At 64.5% G+C, this 19,910-nt stretch carries 15 protein-coding genes; 11 read left to right on the plus strand and 4 right to left on the minus strand.

What is annotated here, in order from left to right:
- The first annotated feature begins 61 nt into the window (after positions 1-61).
- The 5 genes from BM338_RS11300 (at position 62) to BM338_RS11320 (ending at position 7,156) form a co-directional block, all read left to right on the plus strand.
- The gene (locus BM338_RS11300; RefSeq protein ID WP_090450966.1) at positions 62-976 is read left to right on the plus strand and encodes a CPBP family intramembrane glutamic endopeptidase; all 915 of its coding nucleotides are present in this window, start codon (positions 62-64) and stop codon (positions 974-976) included.
- 148 nt (positions 977-1,124) lie between these two features.
- Positions 1,125-4,727: a response regulator gene (locus BM338_RS11305; RefSeq protein WP_255367271.1), complete on the plus strand. Its 3,603-nt coding sequence runs from the start codon at positions 1,125-1,127 to the stop codon at positions 4,725-4,727.
- Positions 4,712-5,596: a CheR family methyltransferase gene (locus BM338_RS11310; RefSeq protein ID WP_255367272.1), complete on the plus strand. Its 885-nt coding sequence runs from the start codon at positions 4,712-4,714 to the stop codon at positions 5,594-5,596. Before BM338_RS11305 ends, BM338_RS11310 begins: the two co-directional genes overlap by 16 nt.
- Before the next feature lies 1 nt (position 5,597).
- Positions 5,598-6,167, plus strand: coding sequence for a chemotaxis protein CheB (locus BM338_RS11315; protein WP_090450968.1), 570 nt, complete (start codon positions 5,598-5,600; stop codon positions 6,165-6,167).
- 8 nt (positions 6,168-6,175) lie between these two features.
- A complete protein-coding gene (locus tag BM338_RS11320; RefSeq protein WP_255367273.1) occupies positions 6,176-7,156 on the plus strand; it encodes a diguanylate cyclase domain-containing protein in 981 nt (326 codons plus the stop codon).
- A 10-nt stretch (positions 7,157-7,166) separates the two neighbouring features.
- Here BM338_RS11320 and BM338_RS11325 read toward each other — a convergent pair whose 3' ends face one another.
- The 3 genes from BM338_RS11325 to BM338_RS11335 all read right to left on the minus strand — a co-directional run bounded on the left by BM338_RS11325 (position 7,167) and on the right by BM338_RS11335 (position 11,099).
- The gene (locus BM338_RS11325) at positions 7,167-7,637 is read right to left on the minus strand and encodes a hotdog fold domain-containing protein (protein ID WP_090450970.1); all 471 of its coding nucleotides are present in this window, start codon (positions 7,635-7,637) and stop codon (positions 7,167-7,169) included.
- A 58-nt stretch (positions 7,638-7,695) separates the two neighbouring features.
- Positions 7,696-10,167 carry an acyl-CoA dehydrogenase gene (locus tag BM338_RS11330; RefSeq protein ID WP_090450971.1) on the minus strand — a complete coding sequence of 824 codons (2,472 nt, stop codon included), beginning with the start codon at positions 10,165-10,167 and terminating at the stop codon, positions 7,696-7,698.
- Between the two features lie 71 nt (positions 10,168-10,238).
- Positions 10,239-11,099 carry an alpha/beta fold hydrolase gene (locus BM338_RS11335; RefSeq protein ID WP_090450972.1) on the minus strand — a complete coding sequence of 287 codons (861 nt, stop codon included), beginning with the start codon at positions 11,097-11,099 and terminating at the stop codon, positions 10,239-10,241.
- Positions 11,100-11,216: 117 nt separating this feature from the next.
- On the opposite strand from BM338_RS11335, the gene BM338_RS11340 reads away from it, so the two are divergent.
- The 5 genes from BM338_RS11340 (at position 11,217) to BM338_RS11360 (ending at position 15,730) form a co-directional block, all read left to right on the plus strand.
- Complete coding sequence (locus BM338_RS11340) at positions 11,217-11,795, plus strand: TetR/AcrR family transcriptional regulator (protein ID WP_090450973.1); 579 nt, start codon at positions 11,217-11,219, stop codon at positions 11,793-11,795.
- A 126-nt stretch (positions 11,796-11,921) separates the two neighbouring features.
- The gene (locus BM338_RS11345) at positions 11,922-13,700 is read left to right on the plus strand and encodes a phosphoenolpyruvate carboxykinase (GTP) (protein ID WP_090450974.1); all 1,779 of its coding nucleotides are present in this window, start codon (positions 11,922-11,924) and stop codon (positions 13,698-13,700) included.
- Positions 13,701-13,827: 127 nt separating this feature from the next.
- Complete coding sequence (locus BM338_RS11350; RefSeq protein ID WP_090450975.1) at positions 13,828-14,376, plus strand: RNA polymerase sigma factor; 549 nt, start codon at positions 13,828-13,830, stop codon at positions 14,374-14,376.
- A complete protein-coding gene (locus BM338_RS11355; RefSeq protein ID WP_090450976.1) occupies positions 14,373-14,810 on the plus strand; it encodes a hypothetical protein in 438 nt (145 codons plus the stop codon). Before BM338_RS11350 ends, BM338_RS11355 begins: the two co-directional genes overlap by 4 nt.
- Before the next feature lie 17 nt (positions 14,811-14,827).
- Positions 14,828-15,730 carry a DUF4097 family beta strand repeat-containing protein gene (locus BM338_RS11360; protein ID WP_090450977.1) on the plus strand — a complete coding sequence of 301 codons (903 nt, stop codon included), beginning with the start codon at positions 14,828-14,830 and terminating at the stop codon, positions 15,728-15,730.
- A 71-nt stretch (positions 15,731-15,801) separates the two neighbouring features.
- Here the strand turns inward: BM338_RS11360 and BM338_RS11365 are convergent, their stop codons facing one another.
- Positions 15,802-16,719: a hypothetical protein gene (locus BM338_RS11365; protein WP_090450978.1), complete on the minus strand. Its 918-nt coding sequence runs from the start codon at positions 16,717-16,719 to the stop codon at positions 15,802-15,804.
- A gap of 281 nt (positions 16,720-17,000) precedes the next feature.
- On the opposite strand from BM338_RS11365, the gene BM338_RS11370 reads away from it, so the two are divergent.
- A complete protein-coding gene (locus BM338_RS11370) occupies positions 17,001-19,904 on the plus strand; it encodes a bifunctional diguanylate cyclase/phosphodiesterase (RefSeq protein ID WP_090450979.1) in 2,904 nt (967 codons plus the stop codon).
- Positions 19,905-19,910 lie beyond the last annotated feature (6 nt).

Here is a 19,910-nt window from a genome sequence, read left to right on the forward strand (position 1 = left end):
AGCCACGGGGCCGTACCGCCCTTCCCTGCTAGCCTGCGGAAAACCCAGGGGAGCCACACTTATGCAGACCGGACAGATCGCCTTCGTTACCCCCGTCGCGGTACCGGGGTGGCAGCGCTGGCTGGTGTTCTCGCCGGTGGCGCGCATCGTCAATTTCGCGGTGATGATGTTTGTGTTTACCGTCGCGGCGCACTTCGTCGTGGGTTCGCTGGGCTGGACCGCGAAGGAAGCCAGCCCGCTGCAACACGCGCTGGCCAGACTGGCCATGCAACTGCTGCCGGCAATACTCGCCTATCTGGTTTTGGTGAAACTGATCGAGCGGCGCCGCTTAACCGAGCTGTCGCTGCGCCAGTTGCCAGGGCTCGGTCTGCTGGGCCTGCTAGTCGGCGCGAGCCTGATCAGCTTGGTGATCGGCGTGCTGTGGCTGGCAGGCAGTTACCACGTTACCGGCACCAATCCCCACGTGGACTGGCTGCCGGCGGTGTTGGTGGTGGGCCTGGGAGCCGGCATCGGCGAGGAGATCATCACCCGCGGCGCGCTGTTCCGGATCGTCGAGGAAGGGCTGGGCACCTGGTGGGCGCTGGCGATCTCGGCGGCATTCTTCGGCGCCGCGCATATCTTCAATCCCGGCGCCACACTGTGGAGCTCCGCGGCTATCGCGATCGAGGCCGGCATCCTGCTCGCCCTGCTCTATCACGTGACCCGCTCGCTGTGGGCCTGCATCGGCATGCATGCGGCCTGGAATGTCCTGCAGGGCACCTTGTACGGCGTCGCCGTCTCCGGCACGGCGGCGGACGGGCTGCTGGTCTCCAGGCTGACCGGTCCCGACTGGCTGAGCGGCGGCAGCTTCGGCGCGGAAGCCTCCGTGGCGGCCCTGCTGGCCTGCTCTTCGGTCAGTGTGCTGCTGCTGATCATCGCCCTGCGCCGCCACTCCATCGTGCCACCGGCCTGGCGACGTAACGCCGCCACCGCCTGATCCGGCCCAAACACCTAGCTACCCCGGCCCGGCGACTACCGCTACCCTGCGCCGGACCGCCCACGCCAGGCAGGACGCCCAGGCATCAACAGCGACGACACGCATGGCGCCCACACCAAGTAAATATGGCTGGCTCGCGCATCGACCGATGCAGCAGAAGATCCTGATCGCCATCACCGCACTGGTGCTGTTGTTCGTGATCAGCGGCGTGGTCAGTCTGCAGACACTGTCGCGCCAGGGCGAGAGCTGGCACTGGTCCAGGCACACCTACGAAGTACAGGCCAAGCTGGACGATGTCCTGGAGGCTCTGCTGGACGGCCAGGTAGCCGCGCGCGGCTACTTGCTCACCCAGCGTCCCGACGACGTGGACGCCTTCCACAAGGCCAACCAGGCAATGGATGCGAGCGTCGCCCAGCTGCGTCAGATGACCAGCGACAACCCATTGCAACAGGGCCGCATCGATCGCCTGGTGACCATGACGGCGCAGTGGCAGAAAGAGGTCTCGCAGAACGGCATCGAGGCCGTCGGCGCGATCAAGACCGCCGACCCGGCCGCCGCCGCGCTGGAGCGCGAACGTATGCAGGCCAACTATCTCGATCACCGCTCAGTGCGCGTCGAGGAAATCCGCGCGCTAATCAAGCAGATGGACGATACCGAAGCGGCGCTGCTCAACCAGCGTGAAGGCGCTCAGCAGCGCGACGTTATGGTGGTGCGCGTCGTCACCTGGACCACCCTGCTGCTGAGCATTCTGCTGGGCGGTCTGGTGATCCTGATTACGTTCCGCCTGATCACCCGGCCGATCCGCCGCATGACCGACCTGATGACGCGGCTGGCCCAGCACGACCATTCCGTCGATATCCGCCAACTGGAACGCCGCGACGAAATTGGCGAAATAGCGCGCGCCCTGCAAGTGTTCAAGCAGATGGCGATCGAGACTAGCGCACAGACCTGGGTGAAGACTCACGTCTCGCAGATTGCCGGCGAGTTGCAGACGGTCAGCAACCAGCGCGAGTTTGCCGAGCGCCTCACCAGTACCCTGGTGCCGCTGCTGCAGGGCGGCGTCGGCGTGTTCTATGCCTGCGACGAAAGCGATGCGAGCCTGCAACTGCAGGGCAGCTATGGCTATCAGCAGCGGCGCCACCTGAGCACGCGATACGCGTTGGGCGAAGGTCTGGTGGGTCAGTGCGCCGTGGAGCGCAAACTGATCACGCTGCAGAATGTGCCCGACGATTACGTGCGCATCCATTCCGGCACCGGCGAGGCGGTACCGCGCAGCATCACCGTGCTGCCGCTGCTACTGCGCGACAAGCTGCTGGGCGTGCTGGAACTGGCCAGCTTCCATCACCTCACCGAGCCGCAGCAGCACCTGCTCGACGAGCTGCTTCCGATCGCGGCGCTGTCGCTGGAAAACTTGGGTCGCGCGCTGCGCACGCAGGATCTACTCAAGCGCACTAGCGAACAGGCCGACGAACTGCGCGCCTCCGAAGACACGCTTCGCCGCCAGCAGCAGGATCTGCAAGTCACCAACGAAGAACTCAGCGCGAAGACGCAGGAATTGCAGGAGCAGTCGCAGCGCCTGCTGGCGTCGGAGGAAGAACTGCGTGTACAGACCGAAGAACTGCAGGCCTCCAACGAAGAACTGCGACAGAAGACCGACACGCTGAACCAGCAGAAACAGGTGCTGGAAAGCCTGCAGCGCGAAACACAGGAAAAGGCCGAAGAACTCGCGCGCGCCAGCCAGTACAAGTCCGAATTCCTCGCCAACATGTCGCACGAGCTGCGCACGCCGCTCAACAGCTTGCTGATCTTGTCGCGCAACCTGGCCGACAACCGCGAAGGCAATCTCGACGGCGAGCAGATCGAATCGGCACGGATCATCCATGACTCCGGCACCAATCTACTGCGCCTGATCAACGACATCCTCGATCTGTCCAAGGTCGAGGCCGGCAAGATGGAGTTGGTGCTGGGCGATTTGCCGCTGGGCGATCTCGAACGCGTGCTGATGCGCACCTTCGCCCACGTGGCGCAGGAGAAGCAGCTCGGTTTCCGCGTGGAGATCGAGCCCGGCCTACCCACTACGCTCTATACCGACGCTGCCAAGCTGGAACAGGTCGCCAACAACCTGATCGGCAACGCCTTCAAGTTCACCCATCAAGGCGCGGTCACGGTGCGCATCGGCCGCCCCGCGTCGGATATCCCACTACCGGAGCGCTTGCAGGGCAAGGGCGTCATCGCTATCGCGGTCAACGATACCGGCATCGGCATTCCGCCGAACAAGCTGCAGCGGATCTTCCATGCGTTCGAGCAAGTGGATGCCGGCACGAGCCGCCAGTACGGCGGCACGGGACTCGGCCTGGCCATTTCGCGGCGCCTGGTGGAACTGCTCGGTGGCGACATCGAGCTGCGCAGCGAAGAAGGGCGCGGCAGCACCTTCATTATCCTGCTGCCTGAACAGGCCGACGCCACGGCTGCCCGAGAGACCGCGCCCAGCGCGAGTCTGCCGCAAGCAATCGCGCGCCCTGCCCCTACACCCGCGCTGCTGCCGGAAACCATCGAGGACGACCGGCACACCATTGCAGCGGGCGACACGGCGATCCTGATCGTCGAGGACGATCCGGTATTCGCGCGCATCCTGGCCGACATGGTGCATCGCAAGAGTTATCGCGTGCTGGCGGCCGCGGATGGCGAATCCGGCCTGCAGCTGGCGCTGCAATACCGGCCCACCGGCATCCTGCTCGATGTGATGCTGCCGGGCATGGACGGCTGGATGGTGATCGCACGCCTCAAGGAAAGTCCCAGCACCCGCCATATCCCTGTGCATTTCATTTCCGCCGTGGATGAGGCCAGTCGTGGCCGCGAACTCGGCGCGGTCGGCTTCCTCACCAAACCGGTGAGCCGCGAGGCGATCGGCGGGGCGTTCGAACGCCTGCTGCATTTCGCCGAAGGCCATATGCGCCATCTGCTGATCGTCGACGACGACGCGGACTCGCGCGCGGCCATGCGTACCCTGCTGCGCTACGACCATGTCGCGGTTGATGAGGTCGGCAGCGCGGAGGAAGCGCTGGAGCGGATGGACTCGGTCAGTTATGACTGCATCGTGCTCGATCTGGGTCTGCCGGGCATGTCGGGCATGGAATTTCTGGAGCAGCTTTCCGCTTCCGGCCAGATTCCCCCAGTGGTGGTTTATTCCGGTCGCGAGCTGAGCCGCGAGGAAAGTCTCAAGCTACGCCAGTACACCGACAGCATCGTGATCAAGGGTGCGCGCTCGCCGGAGCGCCTGATGGACGAGGTAAGTCTGTTCCTGCACAGCATTCAGGGCGGCCGCCATTCGGCCGCTGCTGCGACCACCGCTACCGCCAACGCGCCGGCGGGTGAGCTGCGTGAGCGCAAGGTGCTACTGGTGGACGACGACATGCGCAACCTGTTCGCGTTGTCCAAGGTGTTGCGCGGCTGGGGCATGAACGTGGCGATGGCGCAGGATGGGCAGAAGGCGCTGAAGACCCTGGCCGAGCACGACGACATCGAGCTGGTGCTGATGGACATCATGATGCCGGTGATGGATGGCTACGACACCATCCGCGAAGTGCGCGCGCAAACGCGACTGGCCAAGCTGCCGATCATCGCGCTCACCGCCAAGGCCATGCGCGGCGATCGCGAGAAATGCCTGGAGGCTGGCGCCAACGACTATCTTTCCAAGCCGATCGACATCGACAAACTGTCGTCGATGATGCGCGTATGGCTGCACCGATGAAACCGGATGGCCGTCCAGCAGAATCTGTACCCGACGTTGCGCTGGAAGACATCGAAGTCGAGTTGTTTGTGCGCGCGCTTCAGCTGGGCCATGGCTACGACTTTAGTCAGTACTCGCCCGCCTCGCTGAAACGGCGGGTATTGCAACTGGTGCAGACGCAACAGACCGGCACGATCAGCGAACTCACCGCGCGTCTGTTGCATGAAGCGGGTTTTCTGCAGACCGTGCTGGAAGGCCTGTCGGTACCGGTGTCGGAAATGTTCCGCGACCCTGATGTGTTCCGCACCCTGCGCGAACAGGTCTTTCCGCTGCTGGCTTCCTATCCGCAGATCAATATCTGGCAGGCCGGCTGCGCGCACGGGCAGGAGGTGTATTCGCTCGCCATCCTGCTGGAAGAAGCCGGCCTGTATGAGCGCACACAGATCTATGCCACCGACTTCAACGAGAGTGCCTTGCGCCACGCGCAGGAAGGCATCTATCCGGCCAAGGAGGCGCAGTTGTGGTCGCGCAACTATCTGGCCGCCGGCGGCAGCCACACATTGGCCGACTACTACAGCGCGCGCTACGAGCTGATCAAGCTCGACCAGCGGCTACGCCGTAACGTGATCTTTGCCAACCACAACCTGGTCACCGACGAAGTGTTCTGCGAAGCGCATCTGGTGCTTTGCCGCAACGTGCTGATCTATTTCTCCGACCCTTTGCAGGACCGCACGCTGGCACTGTTCCGCGACAGCCTGGTGCGTGGCGGCTTCCTCTGCCTGGGTACGCGAGAGAGCCTGGACTTCGCGCCTTCGGCGGCGGATTTCGTGCCGGTCGACACCGGGCTGCGCATCTACCGCCTCGGGCCGCGTACGCCGGCCGGTGAGTGAGATGAACACGCCGGAGGCCATCGTGATGGGTTGTTCGGCGGGCGGACTGAGCGCGCTGGAGAGCTTGCTCGCCGCGCTCGATCCGCAGCTGCCGCAGCCGTTGGTGGTGTGTTGCCACACCGGTTCGGCCAATGTCGACCTGCTGTGCGAACTGCTGGCCGGCCACTCCACGCTGCCGGTGATCGAAGCACGCGAACGCGAGCCGCTGCAGCCGGGCATGGTGCATATCGCGCCCAGCGGTTATCACCTGCTGGTGGAGCCGGACCGGCGTTTCGCGCTATCGGTGGATCCGCGCGTGAGCTTTGCGCGGCCATCCATCGACGTGCTGTTCGATTCGGCGGCCGAGGCGTATCGCGACACGCTGGTCGGCGTGGTGCTGACCGGCGCCAACAAGGACGGTGCCGAAGGCCTCGCGACCATCCGCCGGCTTGGCGGGGTCGCCATCGTGCAAGAACCCGGTGACGCCGAATCACCGGTCATGCCCCAGGCGGCGCTGGATCATGCCGGCGCCGATCATCGTCTGCCCCTCGCGGCTATCGCGCCGCTGCTCAACCGCCTGTGTCTGCCATGAATGCCGCAATGCCCAAGATCCTCGTCGTCGACGACACTCCTGCCAATCTGGTCGCCATGCGCCGGCTGCTCGCCGACTGTGGCGCACAGCTCTTCGAAGCTGACAGCGGCAACGCGGCGCTGGCGATGTGCCTGGATCATCAGTTCGCGCTGATCCTGCTCGACGTGAACATGCCGGAGATGGACGGTTTCGAGGTCGCCGCGCTGTTGGGTGAGGCGGAGCGGCTGCGCGAAACGCCGATCATCTTCGTCACCGCCGCCTATGCGGACGACATCAACCGGCTCAAGGGCTACCGCTTCGGTGCGGTGGACTACCTCGCCAAGCCGGTCAACGACGCGATCCTGCAATCGAAGGTACGCGTATTCCTGGATCTGTACTCAGCACGCGCGCAGCTGAGCGCCACGCTGGACACGCTATCGGAACGCAATCGCCAGCTTGGCATCGAGATCACCGAGCGCAAGCGCGTGGAAGAGCAGATTCGTCACCAGGCCACGCACGACATGCTGACCGGCCTGCCCAACCGCACGCTGTTTCACGACCGCCTACTTACCGCCATGCAACGCGCAACGCGCCATGGCAGCTTTGCGCTTGCATTGCTAGATATCGATGGCTTCAAGGGCGTCAACGACGGGCACGGCCATCCTGCCGGCGACGCGTTGCTGCAGGCCATCGCGGTGCGCCTGCGCCAACAGCTGCGCGCCAACGACACGGTGGCGCGTCTTGGCGGCGATGAGTTCGCGCTGATCCTGGAAGATGTAACCGACGCTCCTGCGCTGATGGAACGCTGCCGGCAGATTGGCGAACGGCTTGCACAGCCTTATCCGCTACAGGGACGGCACGGCGCTTTCGAGGCGAAGATAAGTGCAAGCATCGGCATCGCACTGGGCCACGGCGATGCCGGTCACGATGAAGAACTGATCCAGGCTGCGGACCGTGCACTCTACGCGGCGAAGGACGGCGGCAAGAACCGTTGCGCTCTCGCCACCTGAATCCAGCCGCTCAACGGCGGCTGCGCGGCGAAACCCACATGCTGATGCGGGCGCGGAAGACTTCCTGGCCACCGGCATCGCGCACACTGATCGCGACCGGCCACTCGTAGCCTTCTGTGGATTCCACGGCCGCGCGCTCGGGTGTGGCCACTGCGTGCATGGCACCCACTGCCTTCGCCAGGTATTCGACCGACATGCCTTTGGGAATCCAGCGCATGCTGGACGGGATCGAGATGTCGGTCATGGTGCCGCCGCTCAGCTCGGCGAGATTGCACAACGCGATCGCGTGCACTGTGCCGATGTGGTTGTGCACACGTCGGCGGTCGCGGATGCGGATTTCGCAGCGCCCTGGCTCTAGCACCAGAAAGCGTGGCGCGATGGTGGCGAAGTACGGCGCCTTGAAACAGATCAGTCGCGAGAACAGCCACTGGCCGCAGGGCCACGAAACGAGGCGGCGCCAGGCCGACAGCGCCGCGCTCATGACGGCACTCCCACCTGGACGGAGCGAGTGCTCCGTCCAGTAGAGACCGCGGGCTGCGTCATGCGGCGTCTGCCAGCTTCTTCTTTTCGTCGGCGCGCGTCTTGGCCGCACCCAGCTCCGACGGATCGAAATCGTCCACCGAAATGAACTCGAACACGCCTTCGCGCACACGCTTGAGCAGGGCCGCTTCGGAAGCGTCGATCACCCCGGCCTTCTCCGCTTCAACCAGCTGGCCGAAGTAATCGTGCGAGGTGAACTGGCCGGCCTTCTGCGCCTTGCCGAACTTGCGATCGACCGGCTCGGCAGCAATCACGTCGGGCAGCAAAGCATTCATGCGGCCGATGGTGTTGTTGGCGGTGGGCGTGAGGTAAACCCACTCAGTCAGACGATCGCGCGCTTCGCCGGGTGCAGTGATGATCGCGGCGACACGGCGACCCAAGCGATCCGACGGCGGCACTTCGCGGCGACCGAACGGGAACACCAGCGCGCGCAGCAGCCACGAAACCGGCCTCACCGGGAAGTTGCGGATCGCGCCGTCCAGCGCCATCTGCGTACGCCACATGCACTCATGGAAGGCCCAGGCCAGCAGCGGACGATCCGCTTCCGGACGGCCGGTGTCTTCGTAGCGCTTGAGCATGGCGCTGGCAATGTACAGATAGCTCAGCACGTCGCCCAGGCGAGCCGACAGCTTCTCCTTGAACTTCAGCTTGCCGCCGAGCACACCCATGAAGGTGTCGGCGCACAGAGCCAGTGCGGCGGAGTAGCGGTTGAGCTTGCGGTAGTAGCGGCGGGTGTAAGCGTCGCCCGCGGTCTCGCCGATGCGCGAACCGGTGATGCCCAGGGTGAAGGCGCGCACGGCGTTGGAGATGCCAAAGCCGATATGACCGAACAGCGCGCGGTCGAAGGTCTTCAGGCGCTCGCTGTAGTCGGCGATGGTCAGCGCCTGCATTTCCTTCAGCACGTAGGGATGGCAGCGGATCGCACCCTGACCGAAGATCATCAGGCTGCGCGTCATGATGTTCGCTCCTTCCACCGTGATGGCGATCGGCACACCCTGCCAGGCGCGGCCGGCATAGTTCTTCGGGCCGAGCTGCACGGCCTTGCCGCCGTGCACGTCCATCGCGTCACCGGCGATCACACGGCCCCATTCGGTGGCGTGATACTTGGCAATGGCCGACGGCACCGCCGGCTTCTCGCCGCGATCCACCGCCGCGGCGGTCGCACGCGACAACGCGGCCGTGGCGTAGGTCAGACCGCCGATGCGGGCCAAAGCTTCTTCCACACCCTCGAAGCGGGCGATGGCCAGGCCGAATTGCTTGCGCATGCGCGCATAGGCACCGGTAGCCGCGACAGCGGCGCGCACGCCGCCCGTCGCGTTGGATGGCAGCGAGATCGCGCGGCCGACCGAGAGACATTCCACCAGCATGCGCCAGCCATGGCCGGCCATGTGCGGGCCACCGATCAGGGTGGACAGCGGCACGAATACATCCTTGCCGTGCAGCGGGCCGTTCTGGAACGGCACGTTGAGCGGGAAGTGGCGGCGACCGATTTCCAGGCCCGGGGTGGTGCGCGGCAGCAGCGCCAGGGTGATGCCCATGTCTTCCTTGTCGCCCAGCAATTTCTCCGGGTCGTACATGCGGAAGGCCAGGCCGACCACGGTGGCGATCGGCGCCAGTGTGATGTAGCGCTTGTCGAAGGTGAGCTTCACGCCCACCGTTTCGACACCATCCACCGTCTGCTTGCAGACGATGCCGAAGTCGGTGATCGACGTGGCATCCGAACCCGCATACGGACCGGTAAGCGCGAAACACGGAATCTCTTCTCCGACGGCAAGGCGCGGCAGGTAGTAGTTCTTCTGCTCGTCGCTGCCGTAGTGCAACAGCAGCTCCGCCGGGCCGAGCGAGTTGGGCACGGCGACGGTGGAAGCCACGGTGGCCGACATGGTGGCCAGCTTCTGCAGCACGGCCGAGTGCGCCAGCGCGGAGAAACCCAGGCCGCCGTACTGCTTCGGGATGATCATGCCGAAGAACTTGTGCTTCTTCAGGAAGGCCCAGACATCTGGCGGCAGGTCGGCGAGCTCGTGAGTGATCTGCCAGTCGTCGATCATCCCGCACAGCTGTTCCACCGGGCCGTCCATGAAGGCTTGCTCCTCGGTGCTCAGTTCCGGCTTCGGCTGCTTCAGCAGCTCGTGCCAGTCCGGCTTGCCGGAGAACAGCTCGCCTTCGAAACCGACGGTGCCGGCCTCGAGTGCGGTCTGCTCGGTCTCGGAGAGTTTCGGCGTCACCTTGGCGAACAGCTTGAGCAACGGTGCGCTGATCTTCTTGCGTCGGAAATCCATCATCAGCAGTGGCACGGCAATCGCCAACTCGATAATCAGCAGGATCACCATGGTCCATGGCGCCTGCGCGATCAGGCCGACCACCAGCGTGGTGACCACGGTGACGATCGCCCAGGTGCGCAGGCTGCTGCGATGGTAGGCACAGGCGCCGGTAGCGATCAGCGCCGCCAGCAGGGTCAGGATCACGGACATCACGGCACCTCGTTACGAATGACGTTGTTGCAGAAGACAGACATAAGCACTGCTCGATTCATGTGGCTCAGTTAAGCCAGAGACCGCACGAATCGTGCGATCTCGCGGGTGAAAGCATCGTTGGCGTCGCCAGCCACCATATGAGTAGCGCGCGGCAGCTCCACGTGTTCGGCATGCGGCACCAGCTGCATGAATTCGCCCACCGTGTCGCGCGACACTACGTCGCTGCGGCCACCGGAAAGCAACAGCACCGGCACCTGCACTTTGGCAGCAGCGGCCATCAGGCGCGGCTGGTAGCGCTCGCTTTCGCTCACCACGCCACCGAGCAAGGCGGGGTCCCAATGCCAGCGCAGGCGGCCATCGGCGCCTTCGCGCAGCAGAGGGCGCAACTGTTCCTCGCTCTTGCGGCCGGCACGATGCGGCAGATAAGCCGCGATTTGTTCGGCCGCCTCGGCGTAGTCGGCGAAGCCATCGGGATGCGCCTGCATGAAGGCCAGGATGCGTTCCACGCCCGCAGTTTCCCAGCGCGGTGTGATGTCGACCAACACCAGGGCGCGGAACAGCGAGGGATCGATTTCTCCGGCCACCACCAGACCGAGCAGGCCGCCCATCGAAGCGCCCACCAGCACTGGCCGGGAGGGCTGCGCATGACCCAGCTGCACCAGGTCGGAGACGAACTGCTCCATGTGGTAGTCACCACCGGGGACGCGATCGCTCTCACCGTGGCCGCGAGTGTCGAAGCTCACGCAGCGGCAGCCTTCCTGCGCCAGCGTCGCCGCAGCAGCATTCCATGCGCCGCGCGTCTGGCCGAAACCATGCGCAAACAGCAGCAGTGGAGCACCCTCGGGGTTGCGCAGATCGACCGACAATCCGACACCGTCGGCGGTGACGAAACGGGAATTTGTTGTGGCGGGTGGCGTCGCAATAACCATACGCTTGAGTATGGATGCTCTTCCAAGCTTCCGTCAACCACGCGGCAAGACCCCTTGTAATCAACGGCTTGCAGCCCAGCCGATTGCAAAGGCCTCGACTGGGGCTACCATGCTCTGATGAATGTCAGCGCAAAACCCGAACGGACCCGCCTCTCCGCCGAGGACTGGGAAGATGCCGCCCTCAGGCTGATCGCCGACCAGGGCGTCGGTGCCCTGGCCGTCGAAGCCCTGGCCCGTCAGCTGGGTGTGACCAAGGGCAGTTTTTATTGGCACTTCCGCACCCGCGAAGCCCTGTTGCAAGCCGCGCTGGAGCGCTGGGAGCAATACGGCGAGCGCGAAGTGATCAGCCAGATCGAGGCCATGCCCGACCCCCGCGCGCGCCTGCCGGAGCTGTTCCGCCGCGTGGCGCACGAGATCGCCCCCCATCGCGTCTACGCTGCCCTGCTCAAGGCGCTGGATCACCCGCAGGTGGTGCCGGTGATGGCGCGCGTCTCGCAGCGGCGCATGGAATTCCTCACCACCATCTATCGCGAAGCCGGACTACCCCCGCCAGAGGCATTGAATCGTGCGCGACTGACTTACGCCGCCTATGTCGGCTTCCTGCAACTGAACTTCACGCTGGGTCTACCGCGTATCAGTCATGAAGAGTTCGACGCGTATGTCGAGCACATGATCACCACGCTCACGCCTGGCTGAAAGGCCTGTCGCATCAGCATCTTGGCGGCCCTTCGGGGCCGTTTTGCTGCACCTCGCCTTGCAATGCCAGTGCACGCAAACTACCGTTTCTGCTCTTTTTTATCCTAAGACCAGAGTGAGGAATGCATGGCGAGCAAGCTGGAGGCGCTGCAGCGCTGGGTGAACGAGGTGGCGACGCTGACGCGCCCTGCCCGCATCCATTGGTGCGATGGCTCGGACGCCGAATACCAACAGCTGGTGCAGCAGATGCTGCAAACCGGCGACCTGATCGAGCTGAACCAGCAGACCCATCCGGGCTGCTACTTGCACCGCTCGAACCCCTCCGACGTGGCCCGCGTTGAACACCTCACTTTCGTCTGTACCAAGGACGAGGAGGCCGCCGGCCCGAACAATCACTGGATGGCCCCGGCCGACGCGCACGCCAAGATCGACGCGCTGTTCGACGGCTGCATGGAAGGGCGCACTTTGTACGTCATCCCGTACTGCATGGGTCCGATCGATTCGCCACTGGCCCGTTGCGGCGTGGAGATCACCGACAGCCCTTACGTGGTCGCCAATATGCGCACGATGACGCGCATGGGCGCCGCGGCGCTGGCGCGTATCGAGCGCGAGGGCAGTTTCGTGAAGGGCCTGCACTCCATCGGCGAGCTGGATCCGGAGCGTCGCTTCATCATGCATTTCCCCGAAGAGCTAACGATCAAGTCGTACGGCTCGGGCTACGGTGGCAACGCCCTGCTCGGCAAAAAGTGCCACGCTCTGCGCATCGCCAGCTGGCAGGCCAAGTCGGAAGGCTGGCTGGCCGAGCACATGCTGATCGTAGGCATCGAGAACCCGCAGGGCGAAACGCATTACGTCGCCGCCGCATTCCCCTCGGCTTGCGGCAAGACGAACCTTGCCATGCTGATTCCGCCGGACGGTTATCGCAAGGATGGCTGGAAGGTGTGGACCGTAGGCGACGACATCTGCTGGATGCGCCCCGGTGCGGATGGCCGTCTATACGCGATCAACCCTGAGGCCGGCTTCTTCGGCGTGGCCCCGGGCACTAGCGACAGCAGCAATCCGAACGCGCTGGCCAGTATTGCGCGCGACACCATCTTCACCAATGTCGCTGTGACCGCCGACAACCAGCCCTGGTGGGAAGGCCTGCCCGGCACGCCGATCACCGATTGGCAGGGTCGTCCGTACGACGCAGCGAACGGTCCGGCGGCACATCCGAATTCTCGCTTCACGGTAAGCGCAAAGCAGTGCCCGACCTGGTCGCCCAAGGCCGAGGACGCGCAGGGCGTGCCGATCAGCGCCATCGTATTCGGCGGCCGCCGCCCGTCGCTGGTGCCGCTGGTGTTCGAGGCGCGTGACTGGGCACACGGTGTGCTGGTCGGCGCCGCGATGGGTTCGGAGACGACCGCCGCCGCTACCGGTGCGGTCGGCGTGCTGCGCCGTGACTCGATGGCGATGAAGCCGTTCTGTGGCTATCACTACGGCGACTACTTCAAGCACTGGCTGTCGTTCGATCAGGCCGGCGCGAAGCTACCGAAGATTTTCCACGTGAACTGGTTCCGCAAGGGCAAGGACGGCAAGTTCCTGTGGCCTGGTTTCGGAGACAACCTGCGCGTGCTTGAGTGGATGATCGCCCGCGTAAAGGGCACGGCCGAAGGTCAGGTGACGCCAATCGGCACGCTGCCCGCCAAGGGCGAGCTGCGTCTCGATGGCCTGGATCTCAACGCTGCCACGCTTGAAGAACTGCTCGAGGTGGACCACAGCGGCTGGCAGGCCGAGCTCGATGCCATCGGCGATTACTTGCACAGCTTCGGCGCACGCATGCCCAAGCACCTGCACGACGAACAGCAACGCGTAGCCAAGGCCATCGCCGCGGCAGAGCCGCGCCGCGAAGCGGTCGCCTCCTGATGCTGTCCACGTGGCCGGACTGCAATGGTCCGGCCACGCTTTGTTTCTATCTTCTCTAAACCCTGCCGCACACAGGCGCATCTAAGCTGGCAAGATGATCAGCGCCTGCCTCGCCACCGGAAGCTCCATGTCGCCTGCCCCCGCCGCAGAATCCGACGACGCGGATGATGTGCGCGCGGCCGCCGCCGGGGACCGCTCCGCTTTCCAGCGGCTGTACCGGCAACACGTGGACCGCGTTTACGGCGCGGTTTACCGGCTGGCCGGCTACGACCATGCGCGCGCCGAAGATCTCACCCAGGACGCCTTCGTGCGCGCCTGGCAGAAGCTCGAGGGATTCCGCCACGAGAGCAGCTTCGGCACCTGGCTGTACCGGCTTGCGGTGAACCTGGCGCTGATGGACATCCGCTCGCGCGGCTCAGACCCGGTCAGCATGATGGACGAGGACAGCCTGCCCGAGCACGGCGAAACCCCGTTCTGCGCGGCCGAACGCGAAGAACTGGAACGCGCCATCGGGCGTTTGCCACCGCGGGCCCGGGCCGTGCTGGTCTTGCACGACATCGAAGGCTGGCGGCATGAAGACATCGGCGTCGAGCTCGGCATGGCCGTCGGCTCGTCGAAAGCGCAACTGCACCGCGCACGCGGTCTGCTGCGGAAAGTTTTAGGAGAAGCGTCATGAACGAACTCGAATGGCACCGCCAGATGCGCGCCCTGCGCGAACCGGTGTCGCCGCGCCGCGATCTGTGGCCGGACATCGCAGCCGCCCTGGATGCCGACGCAGGCGTACAGACTCCGACGGCGCGTGCGTCGCGCCGCCAGGCCTGGTTGCTCGCCGCCGGTTTCGCCGGCCTCTCCCTGCTCGCCGGCAGTCTTAACTTGCAGCTGCAACGAACACAGCACCCCGCGGCACCGGCCACCGATCTCGCCAGCGTCGATCACTGGAAACCCACCGATCCGCGCCTGGCCGGCGCCGCAGTGGAGCTGGACGCGGCTCGCATGGAACTACAACAGGCCATTCAGCAGGCACCGCATTCGCCCGCGCTGCAGCGCCTGCTCGACCGTACCGAGAAGCGGCAATTGCAATTGCGTCAGATGGAAAACCAGGCAGGCTGAGTCACCGGAGCACACTCATGAAAACCGCACGTTACATCCCTCTCCTGCTGGCTTTGTCGATCGGCCAGGCCCTGGCCGATACACCCATCAACCTCAGCCATGACGCCAGCCCCAACGTTCGCGTGGACGTCAGCAACGTCAAGGGCGCAGTGAACATCACGGCGTGGGACCGCAATCAGGTGCAGGTCACCGGGCGACTCGGCGATGGTGCCAGGCCGATGAGCATCGAGGGCACCAACAGCAATCTTTCGATCAAGGTGGAGCCGCTGGGTAAATCCGGCTGGTTCAACTGGAACAGCGACGCCTCCATGGGCAGCAGCTCGCTGGACGTGCGCGTGCCCAAGGGCGCCTCGCTCGATGTGGAAGTGGTGAGCGCACCGGCCGGCATCGATGGCATCGACGGTGGCACGATCAAGGTCAATTCGGTGAGCGGCAAGGTGCGCATCAATGCGCGCTCGCCATCGGTCGAGGCGGAAGCCGTCAGTGGCAGCGTCGAGCTAGCCGGCCACGCGGACAAGGTGAATTTGCAAACGGTGAGCGGTGACATCCTTGCACCATCGGTGGGGCAGGAGGCCGAGCTGCAGACGGTGTCAGGACGCATCCGCGTGAACGGTGGCCCGTGGAAGCGGCTGAACCTCAGCACGGTTTCCGGCGATGTGCAGGTGTCCGGCGGCGCCGCGTCGGGCGGCAGCCTGGATGTGGACAGCATGAGTGGCGACGTGCAGCTGCAGGTGCCCGGCAACCTTTCCGCGGTCATCCACGCCAGCAGCTTTAGCGGCGACCTGCGCAGCGATTTCGGTACGCCGCGGAAGGTGGAGCATGGCCCGGGTTCCGAACTGGACACGACAGCCGGCAGCGGCAGCGGCCGCATCAAGATCGAGACCTTCAGCGGCGACCTGCGCATCCGCCGACAAGACTGATGCCACCATCCGCACAAACAAAGACGCCGTCGCTCAAGCGACGGCGTCTTTGTTTATCAAACCTGCGGGATTCAGAGATCCTGGTGATATTGCACGTAGGGCGTACGCGACTGGTCCGGCTCCGGTCCCGCCGGCGTATTCACCGCGTTGCCGGAAGACCACACATTCTGCGCGCCGATGCTCAACTGACCCTGCCACGGCAGACGCACCGTCACGCCGAGATCGATGCTGCTCCAGCGACGATCCCCATTGAGAGGAGAGCCCGGAATCCCCGCGGTGGGCTGCATCACACGGCCGACCACGCCACCGCTCAGCGGACCGCGATCAACGCCGAAGCTCAATGCCTTCTGGTCCAGCGTATTGATGCCCAGCACGTTGCCAGGCAACAGGCGAACGCGACCGACGCTGGCACCGAGGTCGATGCCGCTCTTGCTGTCCAGCGCCACTCGGCCACGCGCATTGAGCTGCGCGCTGCTATCGAAGCCACTCAGGCCATTGACGCCCGGGCCGCCACCAGGAAGCAGTCGCGGCAACGTTGAATTATTTGGTGTGCTGTTCGCACCGACGCTGAGGCCCAAGCTATAGCGGCCATCGTCATATGTGGCGCCCACTTCGCTACCGATCACGCGCGGCACGCGACTATTGACCCAGGTGTGCTCACTGACGCCCACATGCGCCTGCAGATTGGAACCGAGCCCGTAGGTCAGGTCGGTGGACATCGCATTTGCCGCGTCCACCACGCTGAACTGCAACGGCCCATCGTTGCGCTTGGTGCCGGCGAAGCTGTTGTTGTCCGCCTTCAGCGCCAGCCAGCGACCGTCAGTACCGCGCCATAGCGGCACCGCCACGCCAGGACCAACCTGAGCAACCTGATCGGGCTTCTGCGTCAGCAGGCGGTTGGCCAGCTCATGCGTATCGCCGGCCAGCGACTGCCCTGCCGCGACAAGCGGCATCAGCAGAATCGGCATGGCTAGCAGCAAACGGCGCATGATCAGGAAATACCGTAAGTCCGGTAAATAACAGGTGGAGGCCAGTACCCGCTCCCCGTGGGTTCGGGCGAGTAAAAGCCTAGCACATTTTACTTTTTACTAACACCCCTCCCAGGCCGGCATTTCAGTGATCCAACCCTCAGAATCGCTTGGGTTTTAGTCCCCGAAAAACGCCCCCTGGAGCCGGCAGGAATCCTCTGGCGCCCAGCGACAACACTGAACAGAGACGATATAAAGGCGCATCTGACATATCTCGCTTTGCATGGACCGGTCCGCACTGGATGAGTTCAGCACCTACCAGCAGCGCCCTCACGCCCCGGCCCGCGGATTTACAAACCGCGGCCTTGCATACGGCTGTCGAAGGATTGTTCCGCGCTACTGACTCAGCCTGCGTCCTCGAAGTCTGTGAAGCGGTGATCCAGGCCCTCGGTATCCAAGGAACCCTGCACTGGCGCCTGCTGGACGCCTCTTCCGAACCTGAGCCCGACATCCCGCAACATCTGGACCTGGCCGAAGACCCCCAGGGCCTGCGCATGCTGGTGCTGCAGCTTCCAGGGGACCCGCTACCGGAACACCTAGGTGACCAGCTGAGTTGGCTGGGCCGACTGGCCTCCTCGCGCCTGCGTCAGCTGGCCGAGACCTCCCGGCTGTACGAAGCGATCTCCCGACTGGCCATGGCCGAACGCTTGCAGCGCGCGCTGTATGCCATCGCTGACCAGGCCAGCACCGAGCACAACATGGCCGAGATGATGCACTCGCTGCACGCCATCCTCGGTAGCCTGATGTACGCGGAGAACTTCTACATCGCGCTGTACGACGCCGCCACCGACAGCGTGCGCTTTCCGTACTACGTGGACACCATGGACAAGGATCCGCCCGCGCCCGATCAGAGTGTGCCGCTGCAGGACATGCGCCATAGTCTCACCTGGAATCTGCTGCAGAGCGGCCAGCCCATCATGGGATCGGTGGATGAACTGGCTCGCCAGTTCAGCGGCCAGTTCGTGCTGCTGGGACCGGTCTGCGAGCACTGGCTGGGCGTGCCCCTGTTGCGCGACGGTCGCGTGATGGGTGGCATCGTGATGCAGAGCTATCGCGAAGATACGCATTACACCCAGCATGATCGCGAACTGCTGAGCTACGTCGCCAAGCATGTGCAGACGGCACTGGAGCGCCGCGAAGCCCATGCCGAACTGGAACGCCGCGTCACCAGCCGCACCGCCGCCCTTCGCGAAGCCAATCGCGTGCTGCGTCAGCAAGTACTCCAGCGCCAGCGCGGCGAACGGCTACAGGCGGCGTTGTTCCGCATCGCCGAACTGGCCAACGCCTCCGAGAGCCTGGAAAATTTCTACGCTGCCGTGCACCGTGTCATCGGCGGCCTGCTCTACGCGCGCAACTTCTACATCGCCCTGCTCGACGAAGAACCGAACCAGCTCACCTTCCCTTACTCGGTAGACGAATTCGATACCGTGCGCCTGCCCCGCTCGCATGGGCGCGGCCTCACCGAATACGTATTGCGCCACGGCAAGCCGCTGCTCGCCGCTCCCGAGGACATCGACCGGCTGCAGCGTGTGGGCGAAATCGGCCAGCACGGCTCACGCTCGGTTTGCTGGCTGGGCGTGCCACTGATCTGGGGCGAGCGCTCCATGGGTGTGCTGGCAGTGCAGAGCTATTCGCCCGAGCACACCTACGACGTGCGCGACCAGGAGTTGCTGACCTTCGTCAGTTATCACGTGGCCAACGCGCTGCAGCGCAAGCACACCACGGAATCGCTGAAACAGGCCTATGCGGGCCTGGAACGCCGCGTCACCGAACGCACGCGCGCGTTGGCGCTAGCCAACCGTGACCTGCGCGAACAGATCGCCGAGCGCGAACGCGTCGAGCGCCGCCTCAAATACGAAACCCTGCACGATTCGCTAACCGGCCTGCCCAATCGCACCTTGCTGCTGCAACGCCTGGAACAGGCCCTGCAGCGCTACCACGGCAACGCGCAGGATCTGTTTGCCGTGCTGTTCATCGACCTGGACCGCTTCAAGGTCATCAACGACTCGGTGGGTCATCTGGTCGGCGACGATCTGTTGTTCCAGGTCGGCGGCCGCATCCGCGCCTGCCTGAAAACCCGCGACGTGGTCGCGCGTCTCGGTGGCGATGAATTCGCTGTACTGGCCGAAGGCATCACCGATGCCAGAATGGCGCTGCTGATCGCCGAGCGCATCATCGCGGAATTGCAGACGCCGTTCCGCCTCGGCGCCAAGGAGATCTTCACCTCCGCCTCGATTGGTATCGCCCTGCCCGGCCCGCATTACCAGCGTCCCGAAGAACTGCTGCGCGACGCCGATGCAGCCATGTATCGCGCCAAGGACGAAGGCCGCCATCGCGCCGCCGTGTTCGACGATCGTCTGCGTCGCGAAGCATTGTCTCTGTTGGAAATGGAAGGCGACCTGCGACGCGCCCTGAGCCGCAACGAGTTCGTCCCGTTCTATCAGCCCATTGTGTCGCTGGAAGACGGTCGCACCGTCGGCTACGAAGCCTTACTGCGCTGGCGTCACCCGGACCGCGGCCTGCTTACGCCCAGTGATTTTCTGGCTGTGGCAGAGGAAAGCGGCTGCTCCGAAAGCATCGACTGGCAGATCTTCGATCAAGTCTGCGCACAGGCCGAAGCGCTCGCCGGCAACGATGGCTTTGTCAGCATCAATGTTTCCGGCCGCCATTTCCGCTCGGCGGATCTGGATCGCCGCCTGCTCGACCTGCTCGAAGCCCACAAGCTGCCACCGCACTGCCTGCGCATCGAAGTTACCGAGCGCGCCTTGCTGGAAAACGCCTCGCAGGTGAAGCGCATTCTCGACACGCTGCGCGCCCACGGCGTTGGCATCGCGCTGGACGACTTCGGCACGGGTTATTCCTCGCTGAGCTACCTGCACCAATACCCGATCGGCACGCTCAAAGTGGATCGCTCATTCATCACCGAACTCCCACGCGAAGGCAGCCATAGCGTTGCGGTGGTGCGCGCCATTCAGGTATTGGCAGATTCGCTACAGATGCAGGTGATCGCCGAAGGTATCGAAGAAGAAAGCCAGCGCGAGGCTTTGCTGCGCATCGGCTGCCGCTACGGCCAGGGCTTCCTGTTCGCGATTCCGCGCGCGGCGGACGTCTGGCTGCAGCGCGAATATCACTTCGCGCTGCCCTGATCACAG

The sequence above is a fragment of the Dyella sp. OK004 genome (assembly GCF_900114495.1).
Taxonomy (GTDB): Bacteria; Pseudomonadota; Gammaproteobacteria; order Xanthomonadales; family Rhodanobacteraceae; genus Dyella_D.

Coding starts and splice junctions, on each gene's coding strand:
- BM338_RS11350 (WP_090450975.1), top strand. CDS start 13,828: ATGTCGCCTGCCCCCGCCGCAGAATCCGACGACGCGGATGATGTGCGC.
- BM338_RS11325 (WP_090450970.1), bottom strand. CDS start 7,637: ATGAGCGCGGCGCTGTCGGCCTGGCGCCGCCTCGTTTCGTGGCCCTGC.
- BM338_RS11365 (WP_090450978.1), bottom strand. CDS start 16,719: ATGCGCCGTTTGCTGCTAGCCATGCCGATTCTGCTGATGCCGCTTGTC.
- BM338_RS11340 (WP_090450973.1), top strand. CDS start 11,217: ATGAATGTCAGCGCAAAACCCGAACGGACCCGCCTCTCCGCCGAGGAC.
- BM338_RS11305 (WP_255367271.1), top strand. CDS start 1,125: ATGCAGCAGAAGATCCTGATCGCCATCACCGCACTGGTGCTGTTGTTC.
- BM338_RS11310 (WP_255367272.1), top strand. CDS start 4,712: ATGGCTGCACCGATGAAACCGGATGGCCGTCCAGCAGAATCTGTACCC.
- BM338_RS11360 (WP_090450977.1), top strand. CDS start 14,828: ATGAAAACCGCACGTTACATCCCTCTCCTGCTGGCTTTGTCGATCGGC.
- BM338_RS11315 (WP_090450968.1), top strand. CDS start 5,598: ATGAACACGCCGGAGGCCATCGTGATGGGTTGTTCGGCGGGCGGACTG.
- BM338_RS11335 (WP_090450972.1), bottom strand. CDS start 11,099: ATGGTTATTGCGACGCCACCCGCCACAACAAATTCCCGTTTCGTCACC.
- BM338_RS11345 (WP_090450974.1), top strand. CDS start 11,922: ATGGCGAGCAAGCTGGAGGCGCTGCAGCGCTGGGTGAACGAGGTGGCG.
- BM338_RS11320 (WP_255367273.1), top strand. CDS start 6,176: ATGCCCAAGATCCTCGTCGTCGACGACACTCCTGCCAATCTGGTCGCC.
- BM338_RS11300 (WP_090450966.1), top strand. CDS start 62: ATGCAGACCGGACAGATCGCCTTCGTTACCCCCGTCGCGGTACCGGGG.
- BM338_RS11370 (WP_090450979.1), top strand. CDS start 17,001: ATGAGTTCAGCACCTACCAGCAGCGCCCTCACGCCCCGGCCCGCGGAT.
- BM338_RS11330 (WP_090450971.1), bottom strand. CDS start 10,167: ATGTCCGTGATCCTGACCCTGCTGGCGGCGCTGATCGCTACCGGCGCC.
- BM338_RS11355 (WP_090450976.1), top strand. CDS start 14,373: ATGAACGAACTCGAATGGCACCGCCAGATGCGCGCCCTGCGCGAACCG.